The organism is Solimonas variicoloris DSM 15731 (assembly GCF_000382285.1).
In the GTDB taxonomy this organism is placed as follows: domain Bacteria; phylum Pseudomonadota; class Gammaproteobacteria; order Nevskiales; family Nevskiaceae; genus Solimonas; species Solimonas variicoloris.
Map to the genome: position 1 here is coordinate 96,928 of NZ_KB907926.1, position 22,589 is coordinate 119,516.

The 22,589-nt window shown below is 68.0% G+C and carries 19 protein-coding genes; 2 read left to right on the forward strand and 17 right to left on the reverse strand.

The window, feature by feature from the left end:
* Window positions 1–13 precede the first annotated feature (13 nt).
* From dnaE to rpsB, 17 genes are all read right to left on the reverse strand, one after another.
* A complete protein-coding gene (gene dnaE / locus H149_RS0103015; RefSeq protein ID WP_020648256.1) occupies window positions 14–3,613 on the reverse strand; it encodes a DNA polymerase III subunit alpha in 3,600 nt (1,199 codons plus the stop codon).
* A complete protein-coding gene (gene rnhB, locus H149_RS0103020) occupies window positions 3,610–4,272 on the reverse strand; it encodes a ribonuclease HII (RefSeq protein ID WP_051101780.1) in 663 nt (220 codons plus the stop codon). The genes dnaE and rnhB overlap by 4 nt, the downstream gene beginning before the upstream one ends.
* 65 nt (window positions 4,273–4,337) lie before the next feature.
* The gene (lpxB, locus tag H149_RS0103025; RefSeq protein ID WP_020648258.1) at window positions 4,338–5,486 is read right to left on the reverse strand and encodes a lipid-A-disaccharide synthase; all 1,149 of its coding nucleotides are present in this window, start codon (window positions 5,484–5,486) and stop codon (window positions 4,338–4,340) included.
* A gap of 19 nt (window positions 5,487–5,505) precedes the next feature.
* On the reverse strand, window positions 5,506–6,057 hold the full coding sequence (locus tag H149_RS0103030) for a peroxiredoxin (RefSeq protein WP_020648259.1): 552 nt from the start codon (window positions 6,055–6,057) through the stop codon (window positions 5,506–5,508).
* Between the two features lie 36 nt (window positions 6,058–6,093).
* A complete protein-coding gene (gene lpxA / locus H149_RS0103035) occupies window positions 6,094–6,879 on the reverse strand; it encodes an acyl-ACP--UDP-N-acetylglucosamine O-acyltransferase (protein WP_020648260.1) in 786 nt (261 codons plus the stop codon).
* Entirely contained in the window at window positions 6,876–7,361 is a 486-nt protein-coding gene (fabZ, locus tag H149_RS0103040) for a 3-hydroxyacyl-ACP dehydratase FabZ (RefSeq protein ID WP_026352801.1), read from the reverse strand. The genes lpxA and fabZ overlap by 4 nt, the downstream gene beginning before the upstream one ends.
* A complete protein-coding gene (gene lpxD / locus H149_RS0103045; protein ID WP_020648262.1) occupies window positions 7,336–8,397 on the reverse strand; it encodes a UDP-3-O-(3-hydroxymyristoyl)glucosamine N-acyltransferase in 1,062 nt (353 codons plus the stop codon). The genes fabZ and lpxD overlap by 26 nt, the downstream gene beginning before the upstream one ends.
* A gap of 131 nt (window positions 8,398–8,528) precedes the next feature.
* Window positions 8,529–9,041: an OmpH/Skp family outer membrane protein gene (locus H149_RS0103050; RefSeq protein WP_020648263.1), complete on the reverse strand. Its 513-nt coding sequence runs from the start codon at window positions 9,039–9,041 to the stop codon at window positions 8,529–8,531.
* Window positions 9,042–9,109: 68 nt separating this feature from the next.
* Complete coding sequence (gene bamA / locus H149_RS0103055) at window positions 9,110–11,410, reverse strand: outer membrane protein assembly factor BamA (RefSeq protein WP_039747832.1); 2,301 nt, start codon at window positions 11,408–11,410, stop codon at window positions 9,110–9,112.
* Between the two features lie 20 nt (window positions 11,411–11,430).
* Entirely contained in the window at window positions 11,431–12,786 is a 1,356-nt protein-coding gene (gene rseP / locus H149_RS0103060; RefSeq protein WP_020648265.1) for an RIP metalloprotease RseP, read from the reverse strand.
* On the reverse strand, window positions 12,779–13,963 hold the full coding sequence (dxr, locus tag H149_RS0103065; protein WP_020648266.1) for a 1-deoxy-D-xylulose-5-phosphate reductoisomerase: 1,185 nt from the start codon (window positions 13,961–13,963) through the stop codon (window positions 12,779–12,781). The genes rseP and dxr overlap by 8 nt, the downstream gene beginning before the upstream one ends.
* A gap of 14 nt (window positions 13,964–13,977) precedes the next feature.
* Window positions 13,978–14,811, reverse strand: coding sequence for a phosphatidate cytidylyltransferase (locus tag H149_RS0103070; RefSeq protein ID WP_020648267.1), 834 nt, complete (start codon window positions 14,809–14,811; stop codon window positions 13,978–13,980).
* A gap of 19 nt (window positions 14,812–14,830) precedes the next feature.
* Entirely contained in the window at window positions 14,831–15,559 is a 729-nt protein-coding gene (uppS, locus tag H149_RS0103075; protein WP_020648268.1) for a polyprenyl diphosphate synthase, read from the reverse strand.
* Between the two features lie 22 nt (window positions 15,560–15,581).
* Window positions 15,582–16,139: a ribosome recycling factor gene (frr, locus tag H149_RS0103080; RefSeq protein WP_020648269.1), complete on the reverse strand. Its 558-nt coding sequence runs from the start codon at window positions 16,137–16,139 to the stop codon at window positions 15,582–15,584.
* Between the two features lie 47 nt (window positions 16,140–16,186).
* Window positions 16,187–16,912: a UMP kinase gene (pyrH, locus tag H149_RS0103085; RefSeq protein WP_020648270.1), complete on the reverse strand. Its 726-nt coding sequence runs from the start codon at window positions 16,910–16,912 to the stop codon at window positions 16,187–16,189.
* Between the two features lie 119 nt (window positions 16,913–17,031).
* On the reverse strand, window positions 17,032–17,964 hold the full coding sequence (tsf, locus tag H149_RS0103090; protein WP_020648271.1) for a translation elongation factor Ts: 933 nt from the start codon (window positions 17,962–17,964) through the stop codon (window positions 17,032–17,034).
* 138 nt (window positions 17,965–18,102) lie between these two features.
* Window positions 18,103–18,927, reverse strand: coding sequence for a 30S ribosomal protein S2 (rpsB, locus tag H149_RS0103095; RefSeq protein ID WP_020648272.1), 825 nt, complete (start codon window positions 18,925–18,927; stop codon window positions 18,103–18,105).
* 196 nt (window positions 18,928–19,123) lie between these two features.
* Here rpsB and map point away from each other — a divergent pair, with 196 nt between their 5' ends.
* Together map and glnD are read left to right on the forward strand one after the other, a co-directional pair.
* Window positions 19,124–19,906, forward strand: a complete 783-nt coding sequence (gene map / locus H149_RS0103100; protein ID WP_020648273.1) for a type I methionyl aminopeptidase — start codon at window positions 19,124–19,126, stop codon at window positions 19,904–19,906.
* Window positions 19,906–22,587: a [protein-PII] uridylyltransferase gene (glnD, locus tag H149_RS0103105; protein ID WP_020648274.1), complete on the forward strand. Its 2,682-nt coding sequence runs from the start codon at window positions 19,906–19,908 to the stop codon at window positions 22,585–22,587. The genes map and glnD overlap by 1 nt, the downstream gene beginning before the upstream one ends.
* Window positions 22,588–22,589: the final 2 nt, after the last annotated feature.

The window sequence follows — 22,589 nt, forward strand, 5'->3', positions numbered from 1 at the left end:
CGGGCCGCGAACCCTATTCGTCGTCGAAGCTGCCGCCGCCGGCCGAGGCGAAACGCCGTTCGGGAATCGGCGGCTGGAAGCGCTTGTACTGAACTTTAACGCAATCGGCGCCGAGCGACTGTTGCAGCGCGACGACCGTGTCGTCGTTGAGACGCAGCTTCCAGTCGGCGCCGAATTCGAGCTCGCAGGCCGCGCTGGCGCCACGATAGCGGACGCCGACCACCGTCTGCCCGCCGCGCAGCGGCGTCAGGCGCTTGCGCAATGCCAGCACCTCGCCGGACGGACGCCGCCAGTCGAGCAGCAGGCGCGTCGCGTAATCGCGCAGGACGTCGTCGAGCGACAGGAATTCCGGCGCGTACAGCCGCGGCTCCGGGTCGCGCCCCTCGCGGGCCGGCGACAGGCCGATCTCGGCGATCGCGAACACCAGCTGGTCGGGCTTCACGAACGGCGCGTACTTCGACCATTTGTCGGCGTCGATCCAGGTCGCCAGCTGCGAGGAGCGGTCCTCGAGCGTCAGCTTGTAGCTGGCGCCGCCGCGGCCGTCGCCCTTGAAGAAGCGCAAATCGCGCACCCAGGCGGCGAACATCAGCTTGCTGCGCGGCTGCCAGATCGGCTTGCCCTTGGCGTCGACCGGCTGCGGCACGGCGTGCTGCTGGATCAGCTCGTGCAGGCGGCCGCTGCAGACCTGCTCGACGATCTCGCCGTAGGCTTCGATCGGGTGGCCGGACAGATAGAAACCGAGCGTCTCGCGCTCGCGCGCCAGCAGCTCGCGCTGCGACCAGTCGGTCTCCAGATCGGGCTCGACCTGGCGCTCCTGCTTGGCGGCGCCGCCGCCGAGCCCGAACAGGTCGTTCTGCCCGGAATCGGCGCTGGCCGCCGCCGCCTCTGCCAGCTGCAGCGCCTTCGGCAGCGTCTTCATCAGCGACGGCCGATTCAGGCCGAAGCCGTCCATCGCCCCCGAGCAGATCAGCGCCTCGAGTACGCGCTTGTTGGCTTTCTTGGTGTCGACACGCTTGCAGAAATCGAACAGATCCTTGAACGGCCCGTTCTGCTCGCGCTCGGCGATGATGCCTTCGAGCGCCGCCTCGCCGGCGCCCTTGATCGCGCCGAGGCCGTAGCGGATCGCGCCGGGCCCCGGCACGGTGAAGCGGAAGTAGCTGGTGTTGACGTCCGGCGGCAGCATCGTCAGGCCCATGCGCAGACACTCCTCGCGCATGGTGACGATCGTGTCGGTGTGCTGCATTTCGCAGGACAGCACCGCCGCCATGAACTCGGCCGGATAGTGCGTCTTCAGCCACGCGGTCTGGTACGAGACCAGCGCGTAGGCGGCGGCGTGCGACTTGTTGAAGCCGTAGTTCGCGAACTTGTCCATCAGGTCGAAGACCTGCGTGGCGACATCCGCATCGACGCCGCGGCCGATCGCGCCCGAGGTGAAGACCTCGCGCTGCTTATCCATCTCGGCCTTGATCTTCTTGCCCATCGCGCGACGCAGGAGATCGGCGCCGCCGAGCGTGTAGCCGGCCAGGCGCTGCGACATCTGCATCACCTGCTCCTGATAGACGAAGATGCCGTAGGTCGGCTGCAGCACGACTTCCATGTCCGGATGCAGATAGGTGACCGGCGCGTCACCGCGCTTGCGTGCGCAGTACTCGGGAATCAGCTCCATCGGACCCGGACGGTACAGCGAGACGAGCGCGATGATGTCCTCGAAGGTATCCGGCCTGAGGTCCTTCGAGGCGCGCTGCATGCCCGGGGATTCCATCTGGAACACCGCGGTCGTATCGCCGCTCGCGTACAGCGCGTAGGTCTCGGCATCGTCGATCGGCAGCTTGAGCACTTCGATGCTGCGCCCCGAGCTCTTCTCGATGTTGACGACCGCCTCCTGAATCACCGTCAGCGTCTTCAGGCCGAGGAAGTCGAACTTCACCAGGCCGGCCGACTCCAGGTCCTTCATGTCGAACTGCGTGCGCATGCCGGCGCCGCCGGCTTCGCAGTACATCGGCGTGTAGTCGCTCAACGGCTTTGGAGCGATGACGACGCCGCCGGCGTGCACGCCGACGCCGCGCGTCACGCCCTCGAGCGCGAGGCCCATGTCGATGACCGCGCGCGTGTCCTCCTCGGCGTCGTAGCGCTGCTTGAGCTCCGGCACCGAGTCGAGCGCGTCGACCAGGGTCGCGCCGGGCGTGCCGGGAATCAGCTTGGCGATCGAATCGGCGAAGCCGTAGCCGTGGCCCATCACGCGCGCGACGTCGCGGATCACGCCGCGCGCCGCCATCGTCGCGTAGGTGATGATCTGGCCGACGCGCTCGCGACCGTACTTGTGCGTGACGTATTCGATCACGCGGTCGCGATTGTCCATGCAGAAGTCGACGTCGAAGTCCGGCATCGACACGCGCTCCGGATTGAGGAAGCGCTCGAACAGCAGGTTGTACGGCAGCGGGTCGAGGTCGGTGATCTTGATCGCGTAGGCGACCAGCGAACCGGCGCCCGAACCGCGGCCGGGTCCGACCGGGCAGCCGTGCGTCTTCGCCCACTCGATGAAGTCGGAGACCACCAGGAAGTAGCCGGCGAAGCCCATCTTTTCGATGATGCCGAGCTCGTAGTCGAGCCGCTTCCAGTACTCCGCCTCCGGCGCCGCGAGCGTGATCATCGCGAAGCGCTCGCGCAGGCCCTCCTCGGCGCGATGGCGCAGCCAGGAGTTGGTGTCGTAGCCGTCCGGCACCGGGAAGTTCGGCAGGTGGTACGGCGGCGCGAACTTCAGCGTCAGCGAGCAGCGCCGTGCGATCTCCACCGAATTCGCCAGCGCCTCCGGCAGATCGGCGAACAGCGCCGCCATCTCGTCGGCCGACTTCAGGTACTGCTCTTCGCTGTACTCGCGCGGCCGCTTCGGATCGTTGAGCACGCGGCCCTGGGCGATGCAGACGCGCGCCTCGTGCGAATCGAATTCCTCGCGCGTCAGGAAGCGCACGTCGTTGGTCGCGACCAGCGGCACCTGCTCGTGCCGCGACAGCGCCACTGCGGCGTCGACCCATTCGTCGTCGCCGGTGCGTCCGCAGCGCGAGATTTCCAGATACAGGCGCTGCGGGAACAGAGCCTGCAGCTCGGCCAGCGCCTCGCGCGCGGCGGCGACATTGTCTGCAAGCGCGGCACGGAAGATCGCACCGTCGCGGCCGGACATCGCAATCAGGCCGCCGGCGTATTCGCGCAGCCAGGCGCGCGTCACCAGCGGCGAACCCTTGCCCTGCCCGTCCGTGTAGGCCAGCGACAGCAGCTTGGCGATGTTGCGGTAGCCGCTATCGTCCTGCACCAGCAGCGTCAGGCGCTCGGCGGCATCGCCGCCGGCCGCGGGCTCCAGCCAGACGTCGCAGCCGATGACCGGCTTGACGCCGGCGCCCTCCGCCGACTTGTAGAACTTCACCATCGCGAACAGATTGTTCTGGTCGGTGATGGCGATCGCCGGAAAGCCCAGCTCGGCGGCCTTCGATACCAGCGTCGCGCCGACGCCGCCGCCCTTGCGCTTCGGCGGCTCGACGCGCACGACGCTGTCGGTCAGCGAGAACTCGGTGTGCACGCGCAGGTGCACGAAGCGCACGGTGTCGCCGGTCCCGCTCATGCGCAGACCTCGTCCGGCGGCAGCAGATCCGGCGGCAGGGTGTCCTCGTCCGGCACCGCGCCGAACCGCTCGCGCTGCGCGCAGGGCGCGAAGCTCATGCGATGCAGCGCGCAGACGCCGAGCCGGCGCAGCGCGTCCATGTGATCCGGCGTGCCGTAGCCCTTGTGGCGGGCGAAACCGTAACCTGGGTATTCGGCGTCGAGGCGCTGCATTTCGCGGTCGCGCGCGACCTTGGCGAGGATCGACGCCGCCATGATCGGCGCATGGATCGCATCGCCCTCGACGACCGCCTCGGCGCTGAAGTTCCAGACCGGCAGGCGGTTGCCGTCGACCAGGCAGTGCAGCGGCGCCGGCGTGAGGGCCTCGGCGGCCCGGCGCATCGCCAGCATCGAGGCGTGCAGGATGTTGAGGCGGTCGATCTCCTCGATCTCGGCGCGCGCGATCGCGAAAGCGAGCGCACGCTCGCGGATGCGCTCGAACAGCGCCTCGCGCCCGGCCGGGCTGAGCTTCTTGGAATCGTCGAGGCCACGGATGCCGTGGCGCTGGTCGAGGATCACGGCGGCGGCGTAGACCGGTCCCGCCAGGCAGCCCCGCCCGGCCTCGTCGAGGCCGGCGACGAGCGGCACCCGATAGGAAGCGATGGAGACCCGACGTGGCATGCGCGGAATTCTAGGCGCTCGCGGCGACGATGACAGGCTTGACGAAACGGCGAAACCGCGAACGCTCAGGCGCCAAGCAGTCCGGCGACGACCTCGGCGGCGCGCGCCGCGGCGTCGCAGCGCAGCGTGGCGCGCACGCGATCGAAAGCGGCGAGCTGGCGCGCGCGCGCGCCGCCCGGCGCCAGCAGCTCGACGACGGCGGCGGCGAGCCGCTCCGGCGTGGCGTCGTCCTGCAGCAGTTCCGGCACCGGCGCCTCGTCGGCGAGCAGGTTCGGCAGGCTGACGTACTTGGTCTTGAGCAGGCCTGCCTTCAGCAGCAGCCAGGCGGTGAGCGGCGAGCCGCGGTACGAGACCACCATCGGCCGGCCAAGCAGCAGGCATTCGAGCGTCGCCGTGCCGGAGGCGATCAGCACCGCGTCGGCCGCCTGCATCGCCTCGCGCGACTGGCCGTCGAGCAGCGTCCAGGTCAGTCCGGCGGCGTGCGTGGCGATCGCCGCTTCCATCGGCGCGCGCAGCGCCGGCTTGGCGAGCGGCGTCACGAAGCGCACGCCGGGCACCTGCGCGGCGATCAGGTGCGCGGCGCGCGCGAACGGCTCGGCCAGATACTTCAGTTCCGAACCGCGGCTGCCCGGCAGCACGGCGACGACCGGGCCGTCCGTCGGCAGCCCGAGCCCGGCACGCGCCTGCGCCGGCGTCACCGAAGCGTCGAGCTGGTCGGCGAGCGGATGGCCGATGTAATCGGCGGAAACCCCGCGCGCGGCGTAGAACGCCGGCTCGAACGGAAACAGGCAGAGGATGCGCTCGACCGCGCGGGCAATGGTCTTGACGCGGCCGGCGCGCCAGGCCCAGACGGTCGGACTGACGACGTGCACGGTGCGGATGCCCTGCTCGCGCAAGCGCCGCTCGACGCCGAGATTGAAGTCCGGCGCGTCAATGCCGATCACCACGTCGGGCCGATCGGCCGACAGGCGCCGGATCAGCGCGCGACGCAGGCGCAGGATGCGCGGCAGCGCCGGCAGGACCTCGGCGATGCCCATCACCGACAGCTGCTCGATCGAAGCGATCGCCTCGACGCCGGCGGCCTGCATGCGCGGCCCGGCGACGCCATAGAAGTGCGCCGCCGGCAGGCGCGCGCGCAGCGCCGTCACCAGCGCCGCGCCGAGCAGGTCGCCGGACATCTCGCCGGCGACCAGCGCGATCTTCGGTGCGGCCATCAGGACGCGCGCGCGCCGCTCACGGCGCCGGCGCGGCAGCGTTCTGCGCCTTCCACTGCCTGATCGCGTTGAGCGTGTTGCCGACGTGCTGGCTCGGATCCATCGCGCTGTACGCGTAGAGGATCTTGCCGTCCGGGGTGACGACGTACGAGATGCGGCTGGCGTAGTTCACCAGCGGCAGCTTGGCGTCGTAGGCCTTCATGATCTTGCCGTCGCTGTCGGCAGCGACCGGGAACTTGCCGCCGCATTCGGTCAGCGAGAACTTGTGCAGCGTGTCGATCTCGTCGTTCGACACGCCGATCACCGTCGCGCCGAGCGCCTTGTACTGGTCCATTGCCTCGGCGAACAGATGCGCCTCGACGGTGCAGCCCTTGGTGAAGGCCTTCGGATAGAAGTAGACGACGACCGGCCCCTGCTTGAGCGCCGCGGCGAGCGAGAACGCGTAGTCCTTGCCGGCCAGCGAGGCCGGCGCCGAGAAATCCGGCGCACTGGCACCGACCTGCAGCGCCGCCCAGGCCGGCAACGCCAGCACCAGCGCCATCACGATCCACAGCCGTTTGATGATCCGCATGACACGCTCCTCGCGAGATTCGCCGACGGAGGCCCTTCAGCGCTGCAGCGCGCGCTTCGAGCCGTTGATGAACGCCAGCATATACGCGACATGCGTCGAAACGGATGCCGTCTGCGCCAGTTCCTGCTTGACCTTGTCCAGCGTCTGGCCGGACAGGAAGATCAGCTTGTAGGCGTCCTTGATCGCCGCCACATCCTCGGCCGCGAAACCGCGCCGGCGCAGGCCCTCGGCGTTGATGCCGCGCGCCTCGGCCGGATGGCCCTGCACCATGATGAACGGCAGCACGTCGCGGGTGATGACGCTGCCGCCGCCGGTGAAGACGTGGTTGCCGATCTGGCAATACTGGTGGATCAGCGTGTAGCCGCCGCAGCCGACGTAGTCGCCGAGCAGCACGTGGCCGGCGAGCGAGGTGTTGTTGGCGAGGATGTTGTGGCTGCCGACGATGCAGTCGTGGCCGATGTGCACCGCCGCCATGATCCAGTTGCGGTCGCCGACCTTGGTCAGGCCGTCCTGCTCCTTCATCGTGCCGCGCTGGATCGTCACGTACTCGCGGATCGTGTTGCCGTCGCCGATCTCGACGCGCGTCGGATCGTCGGGCTTGGCGGTCATGTCCTGCGAGATCTCGCCGAGCGAAGCGAACTGGAAAATCTTGTTGCCGCGGCCGATCGTCATCGGCCCGCGCAGCACCACATGCGGGCCGATCCAGGTGTCGGCGCCGATCGTCACGCCGGGACCGATGATGCTGTACGGGCCGACCTCGACCGTCTCGTGCAGTTCGGCCTTCGGATCGACGATCGCGGTCGGATGGATGCGCGCCGTCATGCCGCCGACCCGTCGGTGTCGTAGTTCACCGTGCGCAGCACGCAGATCAGATCCGCCTCGCTGGCGAGTTCGTCGCCGACCGTTGCGCGCGTGCGGAATTTCCAGATGTCGCGCTTGTTCTTCTCGAGCTCGACATGGAAGGTCAGCGTATCGCCGGGGATCACCGGGCGCTTGAAGCGGCAGTTGTCGATGCCGGCGAAGTACAGCACCAGACCATCCTTGGCGCGCAATCCGGACTTGTGGATCGCCAGCAACCCGCAGGTCTGCGCCAACGCCTCGATCTGCAGCACGCCCGGCATCGTCGGCAGGCCCGGGAAGTGTCCCGGGAAGAACGGCTCGTTGTAGGTGACGTTCTTGATCGCCGTCAGCGTCATCTTCTCCTCGTCGATCGCCAGCACGCGGTCGACGAGCAGAAACGGATAGCGGTGCGGCAACAGCTTGAGGATTTCGCAGATGTCAAAGGATGTCGTTGTTGTCGTCATCGTCCTGTGTTCCGGCGGTGATACGAAGATGTCGCTCCAGCGCCTGCAGGCGATTCTCGAAGCGGCCGAGGCGCCGCACCCGCGCCACGGTCTTGCGCCACTCGCGCGCGTCGTCGAGCGGCAGGCCGGAGCCGTACACGCCGCGCTGGCGGATCGAGTTCGTCACCATGGCCCGGCCGAGGACGATCACGTCGTCGGCGATTTCGATGTGGCCGTTGATGCCCACGGCGCCGCCAATCATACAGCGGCTGCCGACCCGGGTACTGCCGGCGATGCCGGTGTGCGCGGCGATCGCGGTGTGCGCGCCGATGCGGCAGTTGTGGGCGATCTGGATCAGGTTGTCGAGCCGCACGCCGTTCTCGATCACGGTATCGTCGATCGCGCCGCGGTCGATGCAGGTGTTGGCGCCGATCTCGACATCGTCGCCGACGATCAGGCCGCCGAGCTGCGGCACTTCCTCCCAGCCCTTCGGCCCGCGCGCGTTGCCGAAACCGCGCGAGCCGAGCACCGCGCCCGGATGGACCTGGCAGCGCGCGCCGACGCGCACACGCGGCCCGACCCAGACTCGCGCCACCAGGCGCGTGCCGTCGCCGATCACGGCCTCGCGGCCGACGATGCAGCCGGGACCGACGTAGACGCCGGTGCCGAGCCGCGCGCCGGCTTCGATCACCGCGCCGGCGCCGACGTGGCAGCCGTCGCCGAGCACGGCATCGGCGGCGAGCGCCGCCGCAGCATGCACGCCGGGCTCGAAATCGCGGTCCGGATCGAACAGCGCGGCGATGCGCGCGTAGGCCAGATACGGATCCGGCGCGATCAGGCCGGCGGTCGCCAGCGCGTCGGCGTCGCGCGGATGGACGATGACGACGGCCGCCGCGGTCGAGGCCAGCTCGCCGCGCAGCTTGGGATTCGACAGGAAGCTCAGGCAGCCGGGCTTGCCCGGCGACAGGCCGCAGACGCCGGACACTGCCGTCGCCGGATCGCCGCGCAGCGCCAGGCCGAAGCGCTGCGCCAGTTCTTCGAGAGTGAATGTGGCCATGAGGGAATCGGGCAGTAGGGAGTGCGAAGCTTACGCATCGGTCCGGGGCGCGCAAACGGCGACGGCCTGCGCAAGGCAGGCCGTCGCGGAACCGCCACGGACCGGCGCCGCGCGGGCGCCGATGCGAAAACTTACTTGCCGGCGGCCGGAGCGGCCTGCAGGCGCTTGAGCACGTCGTCGGTGACATCGACGTCCGGCTTGGCGTAGACCGGGTTCTCGACGATCAGGTCGAGGTTCTTCTCGCGCGCGACGGCGTCGATCACGTTCTTCACCTGCCCCATCGCCTTGGCGAACGATTCCTGGCGCGCCTTGTTGAAGTCGTCCTGCAGCTGACGGCCCTTCGACTCGAGGTCGATGCGGCGCGTCGTCAGGTCCTTCTCCTTCTTGGCGCGATCGGCCGGCGCCAGCAGATCGGCTTCCTTCTGGAACGCGCGGCCGTCGTCCTGCAGCTTCTTGGCCTCGGCCTCGAGATCGTTCTGGCGGCGCTCGAACTGCCCCTTGAGCTGGTCCTGCATGGCCTTGAACTGCGGCGCCTTCTCGGCGAGCTCCGCCGAACGCACCGAACCGACCTTGATGTCGGCCAGCGCCGGCAGGGCGGTGACGGCGAGCACAACGCCGGTGACGGCGATCAACTTGCGAATCATGTCTTTCTCTCGTGTCTGTGTTGCAGCGGTGAAACGGGAAATGGCGGAATCCGGGGGAACGGCAACCGTCAGAAGCCTGAACCGAACGTGATCTGGAAGCGATCCTGATCATCACCCGGTTTCGGATTCAGCGGGAACGCGTAGCTCAGATCGAGCAGGCCGAGGAACGGCGTGAACCAGGAGAACGCGATACCCGCCGACTGGCGCAGATCGCTGATCGCGAAGTCGCCCGGCTCCTGGAACACGTTGCCGACGTCCCAGAACGCTTCCAGACGCGTCGACTTGCCGTCGCTCTCGACCGGCAGCGGGATGATCAGATTGGTCTGCGCCGTGGTGCGCAGCTTGCCGCCGAACGGGTTGTTGTACGGATTGTCGCGCGGGCCGAGCGAACCATCCTTGTAGCCGCGCACCGTACGCGGACCGCCGGCGAAGAAGTTCTCCCACGGCGGCACGTCAGAGCTGCCGTACGAATCGACGAGGCCGACCGAGCCGTTGATCTCGGCGGTGAACTTCCAGAACAGCGGGATGTACTGCTGCGCGCGATAGCTGAGGTTGTAGTACTCGAGATCGCCGCCGGGCAGCGCGAGGTCCATGGTCAGCGCATGCAGCGCGCCGCGCGTCGCGAAGAACGTGCGGTTGCGCGAGTCGTAGCTGATGCCGGTGCGCGCCTGGTAGATGAAGAACTGCGTGCCGTTGTTGATGACGAACTTGAGAATCTGGTCCGAGCTCGAAGTCGGGAACGTCTGCACGGCGACGTCCTCGACGCCGAGGCCGGCGCGCAGCGTGATGAACTCCGACAGCGGAATGCCGTAGGTCAGGTTGGCGCCGACCGTGTTGGTATTGAAGCCAGACGAGTAGCGGATCACCGACTCCGACTTGCGGTAGTAGGCGGAGATCGACTGGCTGATGCCGTCCTCAGTGAAGTACGGATCGGTCCACGACAGGCTGATCGCCTGCGAGATCGCGTTGTTCTGCGCCTGCAGGTCGATGCGGTTGCCGGTGCCGAGGAAGTTGGTGTGCGTCACCTGGCCGGTGATCAGGAAGCCCTGCGAGCCCGAATAGCCGACGCCGAACTGCACCGAGCCCGGCGGACGCTCCTTGACCTTGAAGCTGACGTCGACGAGGTCGTCGCTGCCCGGCACCGGTTTGGTGTCGACCTCGGCCTCCTCGATGAACGGCAGGCGCGCGAGGCGCACGCGCGAACGCTCGACCGAGGACTTCGAGAACGGCGCCGCTTCGAGCTGGCGCATCTCGCGACGCAGCGTTTCGTCGTTGGTGCCGGAATTGCCGACGAAGCTGATGCGGCGCACGTAGGCGCGCTTGCCCGGATCGACGACGTAGTTGAGCGAGACTTCCTTCTTCTCCTCGTCGACTTCCGGCACCGGCGTGACCTTGGCGAAGGCGTAGCCGATATCCGACAGCGCCGCTTCGATGCGGTCCGACGAGTCGGTCGCCTGCTTGCGCGAGAAGGTCTCGCCGGACTGCGTCGTCGTCAGCGCCTCGAGGTAGCGCTCGTTGAGGATGGTATTGCCCGAATAGCGGCTGTCCTTGACCTTGTAGACTTCGCCTTCGGTGACGTTGATGGTGATGTAGATCGCCTTCTTGTCCGGCGTCAGCGCGACCTGCACCGAATCGACCGAGAACTTCAGGTATCCGCGGTCCTGGTAATAGGACTGCAGCTTCTCGAGGTCGCCGGACAGCGACTGCTTCGAATAGCGGTCGTTCTTCTGGAACGGCATCCAGTTGGTGGTCTTCAGGTCGAACTGCTTGAGCAGCTCCTCCGTCGGAAACACATGATTGCCGATGATGTTGATGTCGGTGATCTTGGTGACCGAACCCTCGGTGACCTTGATGTTCAGCGACACGCGATTGTTCGGCTCTTCGCTGACCTTGGTCTCGATGCCGACGTCGTAGTAGCCGTTGGCGTAGTACTGGCGGCGCAGCTCCTGCTCGACCTGGTCGAGCAGATCGCGGCGGAACAGTTCGCCGTCGGCGAGGCCGAGGTCCTTCAGCGATTTCTTCAGCTCGTCGCCGCCGATCTTCTCGTTGCCCTCGATCTTGAAGGTCGAGATCGCCGGACGCTCCTGGAGCTTGACGACCAGCGCGTTGCCGTCGCGTTCGAGCTGCACGTCCTGGAACAGGCCGGAGCCGTACAGGGCGCGGATCGCCTGCCGCGACGTCGAATTGTTCAGTTCGTCGCCGGCCGACAGCGGCAGATAGGTAAGCACCGTGCCGATCTCGAGGCGCTGCAGGCCCTCGGCGCGGATCTCGGAAATCTTGAAGGGCTCGAAGGCGTGGGCCCGCGCGGTCAGCGCCAATGCCGCCAGAGCCGTCGCGATGGCCGTCTTGGAAGTCTTGAGTCTTTTCACCGGCTCTATTTCTTTTCTGGTCAGTTCAGCAGGCGCACGATGTCGTTGTAAAACGCGAGTCCCATCAGCAGGGCCAGCAAGCTCAGGCCGATGCGCTGTCCCGCTTCCTGCGCTCGCTCGGAAAGCGGCGAACCTTTCAGAGCCTCCACGCCGTAGTACAGCAGATGGCCGCCGTCGAGCACCGGCACCGGCAGCAGATTGAGCACGCCGAGACTGACACTGACCACCGCCATGAAGCTCAGGAACGCGATCCACCCGACCTGCGCCGAGTAGCCCGCGACCTGTGCAATCTGGATCGGCCCGCTGACGTTCTTGACCGAGATATCTCCGGTCACCATGCGCCACAACATGCGCACGGTCAGCACCGACATCCGCCAAGTCTCGGATGCGGCTCGCGGAATCGCCTCGAGCGGCCCGGACTGGCTGACGGCGCGCAAATCCTGCCACAAGTCCCCGGGGTTCGCCACGCTGGCGCCGAAGCGTCCGATCGTCTGGCCGGCCTCGTCGACGCGCGCCAGGATCACGGTCGCCTCGCGCTCCTCGCCGGCGCGGCGCAGCCGGACCTTGACCACTTCGCCGGGGTGCGCGCGCACCCAGGTCGCCCACTGCTGCCAGGAATCGACCGGCGTGTCGTTGTAGCGCAGCAGCTCGTCGCCGGGCTCGAAGCCGGCGGCCGCGGCGGCGCTGCCGGCCTGCACGGTATCGAGGATCGGCGGCAGCTTCGGCTGGTACGGGTGCAGACCGAGATCCTCGAACAGGAACTCGGGGTCGACGCGCACGCCGGACAGCGGCAGCACGACCGAACGCAGCGTGCCGTCGGCGGACTTCACGGTCAGCGGCAGCTCGCCCTTGTCGAGCGCGCGCTCGATGATCTCGGGACGCAGTTCGTTCCAGGTCGGCACCGGCTCGCCGGCAACCATCGTCACCTCGTCGCCGGCAGCCAGGTGCGCCTGCGCGGCGACCGAGTCGGCCGGCGGATCGGCGATCAGCGGCTTCATGCCTTCGACGCCGATCACGAACACGCACCAGTACAGCAGCACGGCCAGCGCGAAATTGAACAGCGGGCCGGCGGCGACGATCGCCATGCGCTTGCCGACCGACGCCTGGGTGAAGGCATACGACCGTTCGGCGGGCGCGACGATGCCCTCGCGCTCGTCGAGCATCTTGACGTAGCCGCCGAGCGGCACCGCCGACAGCACCCACTCGACGCCGTCCTTGGCGCGATGCGTCCACAGCGGCCGACCGAAGCCGATCGAGAAGCGCAGCACCTTCACGCCGCAGCGGCGCGCGACCCAGTAGTGGCCGAACTCGTGGAAAGCGACGAGCACGCCGATCGTGACGATGAAACCGCCGACCGACCACAGAAAATCAAGCACCGACCGCCTCCTGCGCCGCGGCGCGCGCCCAGGCATCGACTGCGAGAATCGCGTCGAGGTCCTCGGCCGGCGACGCGGTGCATCGCGCGGCAGCCGCCAGCGTTCTGTCTATCACTTCGGTGATCCCCGGGTACGAAAGACGCCCTTCCAGAAACGCTTGGACAGCGACTTCATTGGCCGCGTTCAATACATTCGGCGCGTCGCCGCCGGCGCGCAGCGCTGCACGCGCCAGGCCCAGGCACGGGAAGCGCTGCAAGTCGGCCGCCTCGAAACGGAAGCGTCCGAGCGCTGCAAGATCCAGGCCGCCGACACCGGACTCCCAGCGCTCCGGCCACGCCAGCGCGTGCGCGATCGGCACGCGCATGTCGGCATGGCCGAGCTGCGCCAGCATCGAACCGTCGACGTACTCGACCAGCGAGTGGATCGCGCTTTCCGGGTGGATGACCACGTCGAGCTGCGCATCGGGCAGATCGTAGAGCACGGACGCCTCGATCAGCTCCAGGCCCTTGTTCATCATCGTCGCCGAGTCGACCGAGATCTTCGGCCCCATCACCCAGTTCGGATGGCGCACCGCCTGCTGCGGCGTGACCGCCGCCAGCGCTTCGAGCGGCGTCTCGCGGAACGGCCCGCCCGAAGCGGTCAGGATCAGCCGCCGCACGTGCGCCGGCGCGCGTCCGCAGCGGCTGTCCGGCGGCAGGCACTGGAAGATCGCGTTGTGCTCGGAGTCGATCGGGATCAGCGTCGCGCCGGCCGCCTCGGCCTCGCGCATCAGCAGCCGGCCGGCCATCACCAGCGGCTCCTTGTTGGCGATCAGCACGCGCTTGCCGGCGCGCACCGCGGCCAGCGTCGGCAGCAGGCCGACGGCGCCGACGATCGCCGACATCACCTGATCGGCCTCGGCGTCGGCGGCGATCGTGGCGAGCGCGGCGGCGCCGCCGTGCACCACGGTCGGCACGCCGGCAGCGGCGAGCCGCGCGCGCAGCGCCTCGGCCGACGCGACGTCCGCCATCACCGCGTGACGCGGACGGAACTCGAGACACAGCGCGGCCAGCGCCTCGACGTCGCGATTCGCGCTCAGCGCGTAGGCCTGCAGGCGCTGCGGGTGGCGGCGCACCAGATCGAGCGTGTTGCGGCCGATCGTGCCGGTGGCACCGAGGATGACGAGTTTCTGGATCACGGCGGCGTCGCGCCTCAGGCCAGACCGCAGAGGCGCAGACCGAGCACCATGGTTGGCAGCGCGGCAACGATGCTGTCGACGCGATCGAGGATGCCGCCGTGGCCCGGCAGGATGTGCCCGCTGTCCTTGAGGCCGACGCTGCGCTTGAACATCGATTCGGTCAGGTCGCCGACGATCGAGACCACGGCAACGAGCAGCGACAGGCCGACCAGCGCCGCGATCGCGCCCGGCTCGCGCAGGCCGAACACCCAGCTGCCGGCCGCCAGCGCCCAGACCGCGCACAGCGCCAGGCCGCCGAGCGCGCCTTCGACAGTCTTGCCCGGCGAGATCGCCGGCGCCAGCTTGCGCCGGCCGAAGCGGCGGCCAGCGAAATACGCGCCGGTGTCGGCGGCAAAAACCAGGAACAGCACGAACAGCAGTTTTAGCGGCCCGTTGGCCAGACCGTGCAGCGCCGCGACCGAGATCAGGCTGCTGGCGATCATCAGCAGTCCGCCGGCCATCATCCACGGCGTGGCGATGCGGCCGCCGTCGGCGCCGCCGTGCGCGTAGGCACGCAGACGCAAGGGCAGCAGGAACCAGACCAGCACCACCGGCGCCAGCGCGTAGCCCAGCCACGGCCCGTTGACCGGGCTGTACCAGGTCGCGGCGAGCAGCGCGGCGGTCGCTGCCAGGTAGGCCAGGCGTTGCGGCGTGCGGCCGGCCCAGCCCATGAACGCGGTCCATTCCCAGGCCATGATCAGGCCGACACCGCCGAGCACCAGGAACAGCCACGGCGTCGGCGCGAACCAGACCAGGGCCAGCAGCAACGGCAGCAGGACCAGCGCCGTGAGGACACGTTGCATCAGCATGTCGGCATTCTCGTCGGCGCTAGGCCTGGGCTTGAGGGACACCGCCGAAACGGCGTTCGCGGCCAGCGTACCAGCGCAGGGCATCATCCAACAGCGGCGCGTCGGCATCCGGCCACAGGACGTCGGTGAAGTACAGCTCGCTGTAGGCCAGCTGCCAGAGCATGAAATTGCTGATCCGGCATTCGCCGCCGGTGCGGATCAGCAGCTCGGGCGCCGGCCACTCGGCGGTGACCAGCTCGGCCTCGAGCGCATCGTGCGTGATCGCCTCGCCGCGCGCGGCAACGCGCTGCGCCGCCTGCACGATGTCCCACTGGCCGCCGTAACCGACCGCGACGACCAGCGTCATGGCCGGATTGCGCGCGGTCAGCTGCTCGGCCTCGGCGATGCGGGCGCGCAGCGCCGCACTGAAGCCGGAGTGCTCGCCGATCACGCGCAGGCGGATGCCGTTGGCCTGCAGATCCGGCAGCTCGCGCTCGAGCACCGTCATCAGCAGCTCCATCAGCAGGCGCACCTCGAGCGGCGGACGCTTCCAGTTCTCCTGCGAGAACGCGAACAGCGTCAGCACCTCGATGCCGCGATCGCGCGCGGCGCCGACGATCCTGCGCACCGCCTTGACGCCGGCCTGATGGCCGAATGGCCGCGGCTGGCCACGGGCCTGCGCCCAGCGGCCGTTGCCGTCCATGATGATCGCGACGTGGCGCGGCAGGCCGGGCGTTGCCGGGCCGGACTTCGGGGAAACGCGCGTCATGGCGCTGACTGCGGCCGGCACCTCACATCGACAGCAGTTCTTTTTCCTTGGCGGCGGCCAGCTCGTCGACCTTGGCGACGTACTGGTCGGTCAGCTTCTGCACGTCGGTCTCGCCGCGCTTCTCGTCGTCGGTCGAGATCTGCTTGTTCTTGACCAGATCCTTGACCGCCTGGTTGGCGTCGCGGCGCACGGCGCGGATCGCCACCTTGGCGTTCTCGGCCTCGCTCTTGACGACTTTGGCCAGATCCTTGCGGCGCTGCTCGGTGAGCGGCGGGATGATGATGCGGATGGTCTGGCCGGCGGTGTTCGGCGTCAGGCCCAGATCGGAGGTCATGATCGCCTTCTCGATGACGCTGACCAGGCCCTTTTCCCAGGCCTGGATGACGATCGTGCGGGCGTCCTCGACGGTGATCTGCGCGGCCTGCGACAGCGGCACTTCGGAGCCGTAGTAGTCGACGCGGATGTGGTCGAGCAGCGCCGCATTGGCGCGGCCGGTGCGCAGCTTGGCCAGCTCGTTCTTCAGGGCGTCGACGCACTTGGTCATGCGCTTGGTCGCGTCGTTCTTGATGTCGTTCAGCATCTGCAGACTCCGAAAAGCAGCTTACGGCCTGGGTTCTTGGTGTTTCTTCAACGATTGACGCGCGTGCCGATCGTCATGTCGCCGGTGATGATCTTCAGCAGCGCGCCGGGGCGATCCATGTCGTAGACGCGGAGCTTCATGCCGTGGTCGCGGCACAGCACCATCGCCGTCTGGTCCATCACGCCGAGCCGCTTGTGCAGGGCCTCGTCGTAGGTCAGCTCGTCGTAGCGCTTGGCGTCCGGATCCTTCTTCGGATCGGCGGTGTAGATGCCGTCGACGGTCGTCGCCTTCAGCATCAGGTCGGCTTCGATCTCGATCGCGCGCAGCGCGGCGGCCGAGTCGGTCGTGAAGAACGGGTTGCCGGTGCCGGCCGCGAAGACCACGACGCGGCCCTTTTCGAGGTGGCGGTCGGCCTTGCGGCGGATGAAGTCCTCGCAGACCTCGTTGATGCGGATCGCCGACTGCACGCGCGCCTGCATGCCGCCGACGCGTTCGATCGCGTCCTGCAGCGCCAGCGCGTTGATGACGGTCGCCAGCATGCCCATCTGGTCGCCGGTGACGCGGTCCATGCCGGCGCGCGCCAGGCGCTCGCCGCGATAGATGTTGCCGCCGCCGACCACCAGCGCGACCTGCACGCCGATATCGACGACCGCCTTGATCTCGTGCGCCAGGAAAGCCGTGACCTCCGGCGAGATGCCGAACTGCTGGTCACCCAACAGCGCTTCACCGGACAGCTTGAGGAGGATTCTCTGGTAAGCGGGCTGCGTGCTCATGGCGGGCTACTTGGCGGTCGTGGAACGGGCGGCGTCGCACCGCCCGCATGGTACTTAAAAAGAGGCCCCGTTTCCGGGGCCCCTTGGGTGACAGCGCGTCGCGCGGATCTTAGCGCGGATCAGGCCTTGATGCCGGCCTGCGCCATGACCTCGGCGGCGAAGTCGGTCTGCTGCTTCTCGATGCCCTCGCCGACCGCGAAGCGCACGAAGCGCGCGACCTTGGCGTTCTTGGCCTTGAGCAGCTTCTCGACCGTCTCGTCCGGATTCTTGACGAACGGCTGGCCGAGCAGCGTGATCTCGCCGATGAACTTGTTGATGCGGCCGTCGATCATCTTGGCGAGGATCTCCGCCGGCTTGGCCTTGAACGGCTTGCCGGCTTCCTCGGCGTCGAGACGCGCGTCTTCCTGTTCCTTGGCGACGCCGGCCTCGATGACCTTGCGCTCGGACTCGATGGTGTCGCCCGGCACCGCGGCGGCGTCGAGGTAGCGCGGATTCATCGCCGCGATGTGCATCGCCAGATCGCGCGCCAGCTCGGTGTCGCCTGACTCCATCGCCACGATGACGCCGATCTTGTCGCCCGGATGCAGGTAGGTGACCAGCGGGCCGCCGGCGGCTTCGACGATCGCGAAACGGCGGATCGTCATGTTCTCGCCGAGCTTGGCGATCAGGCCGCGGCGGTGCTCGTCGAGCGTCGCTTCGCCCGACTGCAGACGCACCAGCGCCTCGGTGTCACCCGGCTTGTGGGCATGCGCCGCCTCGGCGACGAGACGCGCCAGGGTACGGAACTCGTCGCCCTTGGCCACGAAGTCGGTTTCGCTGTTCAGCTCGACGATGGCCATCGCCTGGTCGTTGCCGGCGATCGCCAGAACGCCTTCGGCGGCGGTGCGGCCGGCCTTCTTGTCGGCCTTGGCGGCGCCGTCCATGCGCAGCTTCTCGGCGGCCTTGTCGAGGTCGCCGGCGGTGGCTTCGAGCGCCTTCTTGCAGTCGCCCATGCCGGCGCCGGTACGGTCGCGCAGCTCTTTGACGAGGGCAGCAGTGATGGGAGTGCTCATGGGATGTCCTGGATGCTAGGGATACGAATGGGTCGGCTCAGCGAGCCGGCCCCGTGGAACGGCAAGGCCCGGCCGGCCGCGATCGGCGACCGCCGGGCGCTGCGGCCGCGGCGGCACGCCGCGGCCGACGCATGCCGCTTACTCGCCGCGGCGGCCGCCGCGACCCTGGCGGTCGCCGCTGCCCGGCTTGCCACCGCGCGGCGCACCGCGCGGCTTGCGCGGGGCCTGACGCTCGTCGCTGGCCTCGGCCGGCTCTTCGACGGTGCGGAACGGCACCGGGTTGGCGCCACGTGCCTCGATGATGGCGTCGGCGATGCACTGCGCGTAAACCTTGACCGCGCGGGTGGCGTCGTCGTTGCCCGGGATCACGCAGTCGATCAGGCTCGGATCGTTGTTCGAGTCGACGACGGCGATGACCGGGATGCCGAGCTTCTTGGCCTCGAGCACCGCGTTCTTCTCGTAGCCGGTGTCGATGACGAACAGGCAGTCCGGCAGGCTCGGCATTTCCTTGATGCCGCCGAGCGACTTGCGCAGCTTCTCGATCTCGCGCGTGAAGAGCAGCTGTTCCTTCTTGTTGAGGCGGTTGATCGAACCGTCCTCGACCTGCTTTTCCATCTCGACCAGACGCTTGATCGAGGTCTTGACGGTCTTGAAGTTGGTCAGCGTGCCGCCCAGCCAGCGCTGGTTGACGAACGGCATGCCGGCGCGCTTGGCCTCTTCTTCGACCGTCTCGCGCGCGGCGCGCTTGGTGCCGACGAACAGGATGCGGCCGCCGTTGGCGGCGAGCTTGCCGGCGAAGGAGCAAGCGTCCTTCAGCATCGGCAGGGTCTGCTCGAGGTTGATAATGTGAATGCGGTTGCGGCTGCCGAAGATGTACTGATCCATCTTCGGGTTCCAGTAGCGCGTGCGGTGACCGAAGTGGGCACCCGCCTCGAGCAGCTGGCGCATGGTGATATCCGCCATGATTTGAGACTCCGTCAGGTTGTGGCAAATCGCGCCGGGGCACCGCCTACGGGCGGGCACCTGGGATTGGCGCGAGTGGATTTCCTCAAGGGCGACCGGGTTTCGATTGCCTTTGAAGGGCGCGCTTTATACCATAGCGCCCCTTTGAAAACAATGAGTTTGCCGCTGCGCGCGGCGGCTCGGGCACCGAGGCGAGATGGCCGTTACGATCAAAACCCCCGAGGAACAGCAGAAGATGCGCGAGGCCGGCGTTGCCGCCGCCGAAGTGCTGATGATCCTCGAACCCTACGTCAAGCCCGGCGTGACGACCGACGAGCTCAACCGGATCTGTCACGAGTACATCGTCGACAAGCTCGACTGCATCCCCGCCCCGCTGCACTACGGCGGCGGCAACGGCCGCCCGCCGTTCCCGAAGTCGATCTGCACCTCGGTCAACCACGTGGTCTGCCACGGCATTCCGGGTCCCAAGGTGCTGAAGAAGGGCGACGTGCTCAACGTCGACGTCACCGTCATCAAGGACGGCTGGCACGGCGACACCAACCGCATGTACTACGTCGGCGAGCCGAGCATCCTCGCCCGCCGGCTCTGCGAGACCACGCACGAGGCCATGATCGAGGGCATCCGCCAGGTCCGCCCCGGCGCCCGCCTCGGCGACATCGGCGCCGCGATCCAGAAATATGCCGAGTCGCGCGGCTTCTCGGTGGTCCGCGAATACTGCGGCCACGGCATCGGCCGCGGCTTTCATGAGGACCCGCAGGTCCTGCATTACGGCCGACCTGGCACGGGTCTTGAACTGCTTCCGGGCATGACTTTCACGATCGAACCGATGATCAACGCCGGCAAGGCCGACGTGAAGCTGCTGCCGGACGCCTGGACCGTCGTCACCAAGGACCACTCGCTGTCGGCGCAGTGGGAGCACACGATCCTCGTCACCGAAAGCGGCTACGAAGTGCTGACGCTGCGCGACGGGGCGATGTGATGGGTGCCGAGATCGACCTGGCGGAGGAAGAAGCCGCCAGCATCTTCAGCGCCCCACGCATCCGCTCGCGGCTGGCCCAGGGCGGCTACGCGATCGCCGCGTTCCGCGACACGCTGAACTGGGGCCGCGACCGCCTCTACAGCCTGTTCCACGAGGGCATGCCGGCCGACTCGCTGGTGCACGCCCGCGCCCACCTGGTCGACGAGGTGCTGCGCGCGTCCTGGCACAAGTTCCTGCCGGAAGGAGCCAGCGGCCTGGCGCTGGTCGCGGTCGGCGGCTACGGCCGCGGCGAGCTGCTGCCGCATTCCGACATCGACATCCTGCTGCTGCACTGCGACGACGCCCTCGAACGCCATCGCAGCGCGCTCGAGCAGATGACCGCGTTCGGCTGGGACATCGGCCTCGAGGTCGGCCAGAGCGTGCGCACGGTCGGCGAATGCGTCGCCGAGGCCGAGAAAGACATCACCGTCATCACCAACCTGCTCGAGGCGCGGCTGCTGACCGGCGACGAGTCGCTGTTCCGCGACATGCAGGCGGCGCTGACGCCCGACAGGATCTGGCCGGTCAAGGAATTCTTCGAGGCCAAGAAGGCCGAGCAGGCGGCGCGCCACCGCAAGTACGACGACACCGGCTACAAGCTCGAACCGAACGTCAAGGAATCGCCGGGCGGCCTGCGCGACATCCACACGATCGGCTGGGTCACCAAGCGCTATTTCGGCGCGCAGACGCTCGGCGAGCTGCGCGAGCGCGGCTTCCTGACCAAGCAGGAATGCGACGAGCTGTTCGCCGGCCAGGACTTCCTGTGGCGGGTGCGCTTCGCGCTGCACATGCTGACCGGCCGCCACGAGGACCGCCTGCTGTTCGACCATCAGATCAAGGTCGCCGAGCTGTTCGGCTACCGCGACGACGACAAGAACATGGCGGTCGAGCAGTTCATGCAGCTGTACTACCGCACGATCAAGTCGCTGTCGTGCCTCAACGACATGCTGCTGCAGCTGTTCGAGGAAGCGATCGTGCACCCGGCGCAGGGCGGCGAGCCGACGGCGCTGAATCCGCGCTTCCAAGTCCGCAACGGCTGGCTCGAAGTGCGCGCCGACGACGTCTTCCAGCGCTATCCGTGGGCGCTGATCGAAGCCTTCCTGCTGCTGCAGCAGCATCCGAAAGTCGAAGGCATCCGCGCCCAGACGCTGCGCCTGATCCTGCGCGACAGCCGCCTGCTCAACGATGCCGTGCGCCAGTCGGTGCAGGCACGCTCGCTGTTCATCGAGATGTTCCGCGAGGGCCGCGGCCTGACACGCAACCTGCGCCGCATGAACCGCTACGGCGTGCTCGGCCGCTATCTGCCCGCCTTCGGCCGCATCGTCGGCCTGATGCAGTACGACCTGTTCCACACGCTCACCGTCGACGAACACATCCTCTACGTGGTGCGCAACGCGCGCCGCTTCGCGATGCAGCGCTTCCGCGACGAGTTGCCGTTCTGCAACCAGGTCATGGACCGCCTCGCCAAGCCGGAGCTGCTCTATCTCGGTGCTTTCTGGCACGACATCGCCAAGGGCCGCGGCGGCGACCATTCCGACATCGGCGCCCAGGAGGCCGAGCAGTTCTGCCTCGACCACGGCCTGTCGCATGGCGACGCGGCGCTGGTGCGCTGGCTGGTGCAGAACCACCTGCTGATGTCGCTGACCGCGCAGAAGCAGGACATCAGCAATCCGGCCGTGATCGCCGACTTCGCGCGCACGGTCGGCGACCGTCTGCACCTGGACTACCTCTACCTGCTGACCTGCGCCGACATCCGCGGCACCAACCCGGCGCTGTGGAATGCCTGGCGCGATTCGCTGCTCAAGGAGCTCTACAACCTGACGGTGCGCACGCTCGAACGCGGCCTCGACAATCCGCTCAGCGACAGCGAACGCAGCGCTGAGATCCGCAGCAAGGCACTGGCGCTGCTCGAACCGCAGGGCATCACCCGCGAGCAGGCCGAAGCCGTCTGGAAGCGCTTCGACCACGAATATTTCCTGCGCCACTCGGCCGAGGAACTGGCCTGGCATCTGCCGGCGATCATCAAGGCCGGCGAGGCCGATCTGCCGCTGGTGCTGGTCGGCGCGATCGTCGGCCGCGGCACCAGCGTGTTCATCTACACGCGCGACCGCGATCACCTGTTCGGCCTGTCGACCGGCGTGCTCGCCCGCCTGGGCCTCAACATCCTCGACGCGCGCCTGCACACCACGCACGACGGCTTCGTGCTCGACTCGTACATGGTGATGGAAGGCGACAACACGCCGATCACCCAGCCGATCCGCTTCGATGAGATCCGCACGGCGCTGCGCAAGGTGCTGTCGGACCCGGAAGTCTCGACGATCGACGTCAACCGCCGCCGCTCGCAGCGCCTGCGCCACTTCAACACGCCGACGCACGTGCACTTCAGCCAGGACGACGCGCGCGGCCGCACCGTGCTCGAACTCGTCACCGCCGACCGGCCGGGTCTGCTGTCGATCATCGGCCGCGTGTTCCAGAAGCGCGGCATTCTGCTCGATGCCGCCAAGATCGGCACGATCGGCGAGCGCGCCGAGGACGTCTTCTACGTGACCGACCGCATGCACCGGCCGATCACCGACGAGGACACGCTCGACGGCCTGCGCGAAGTGCTGGTCCGCACCCTCGACAAGACCGAGACCGCATAATC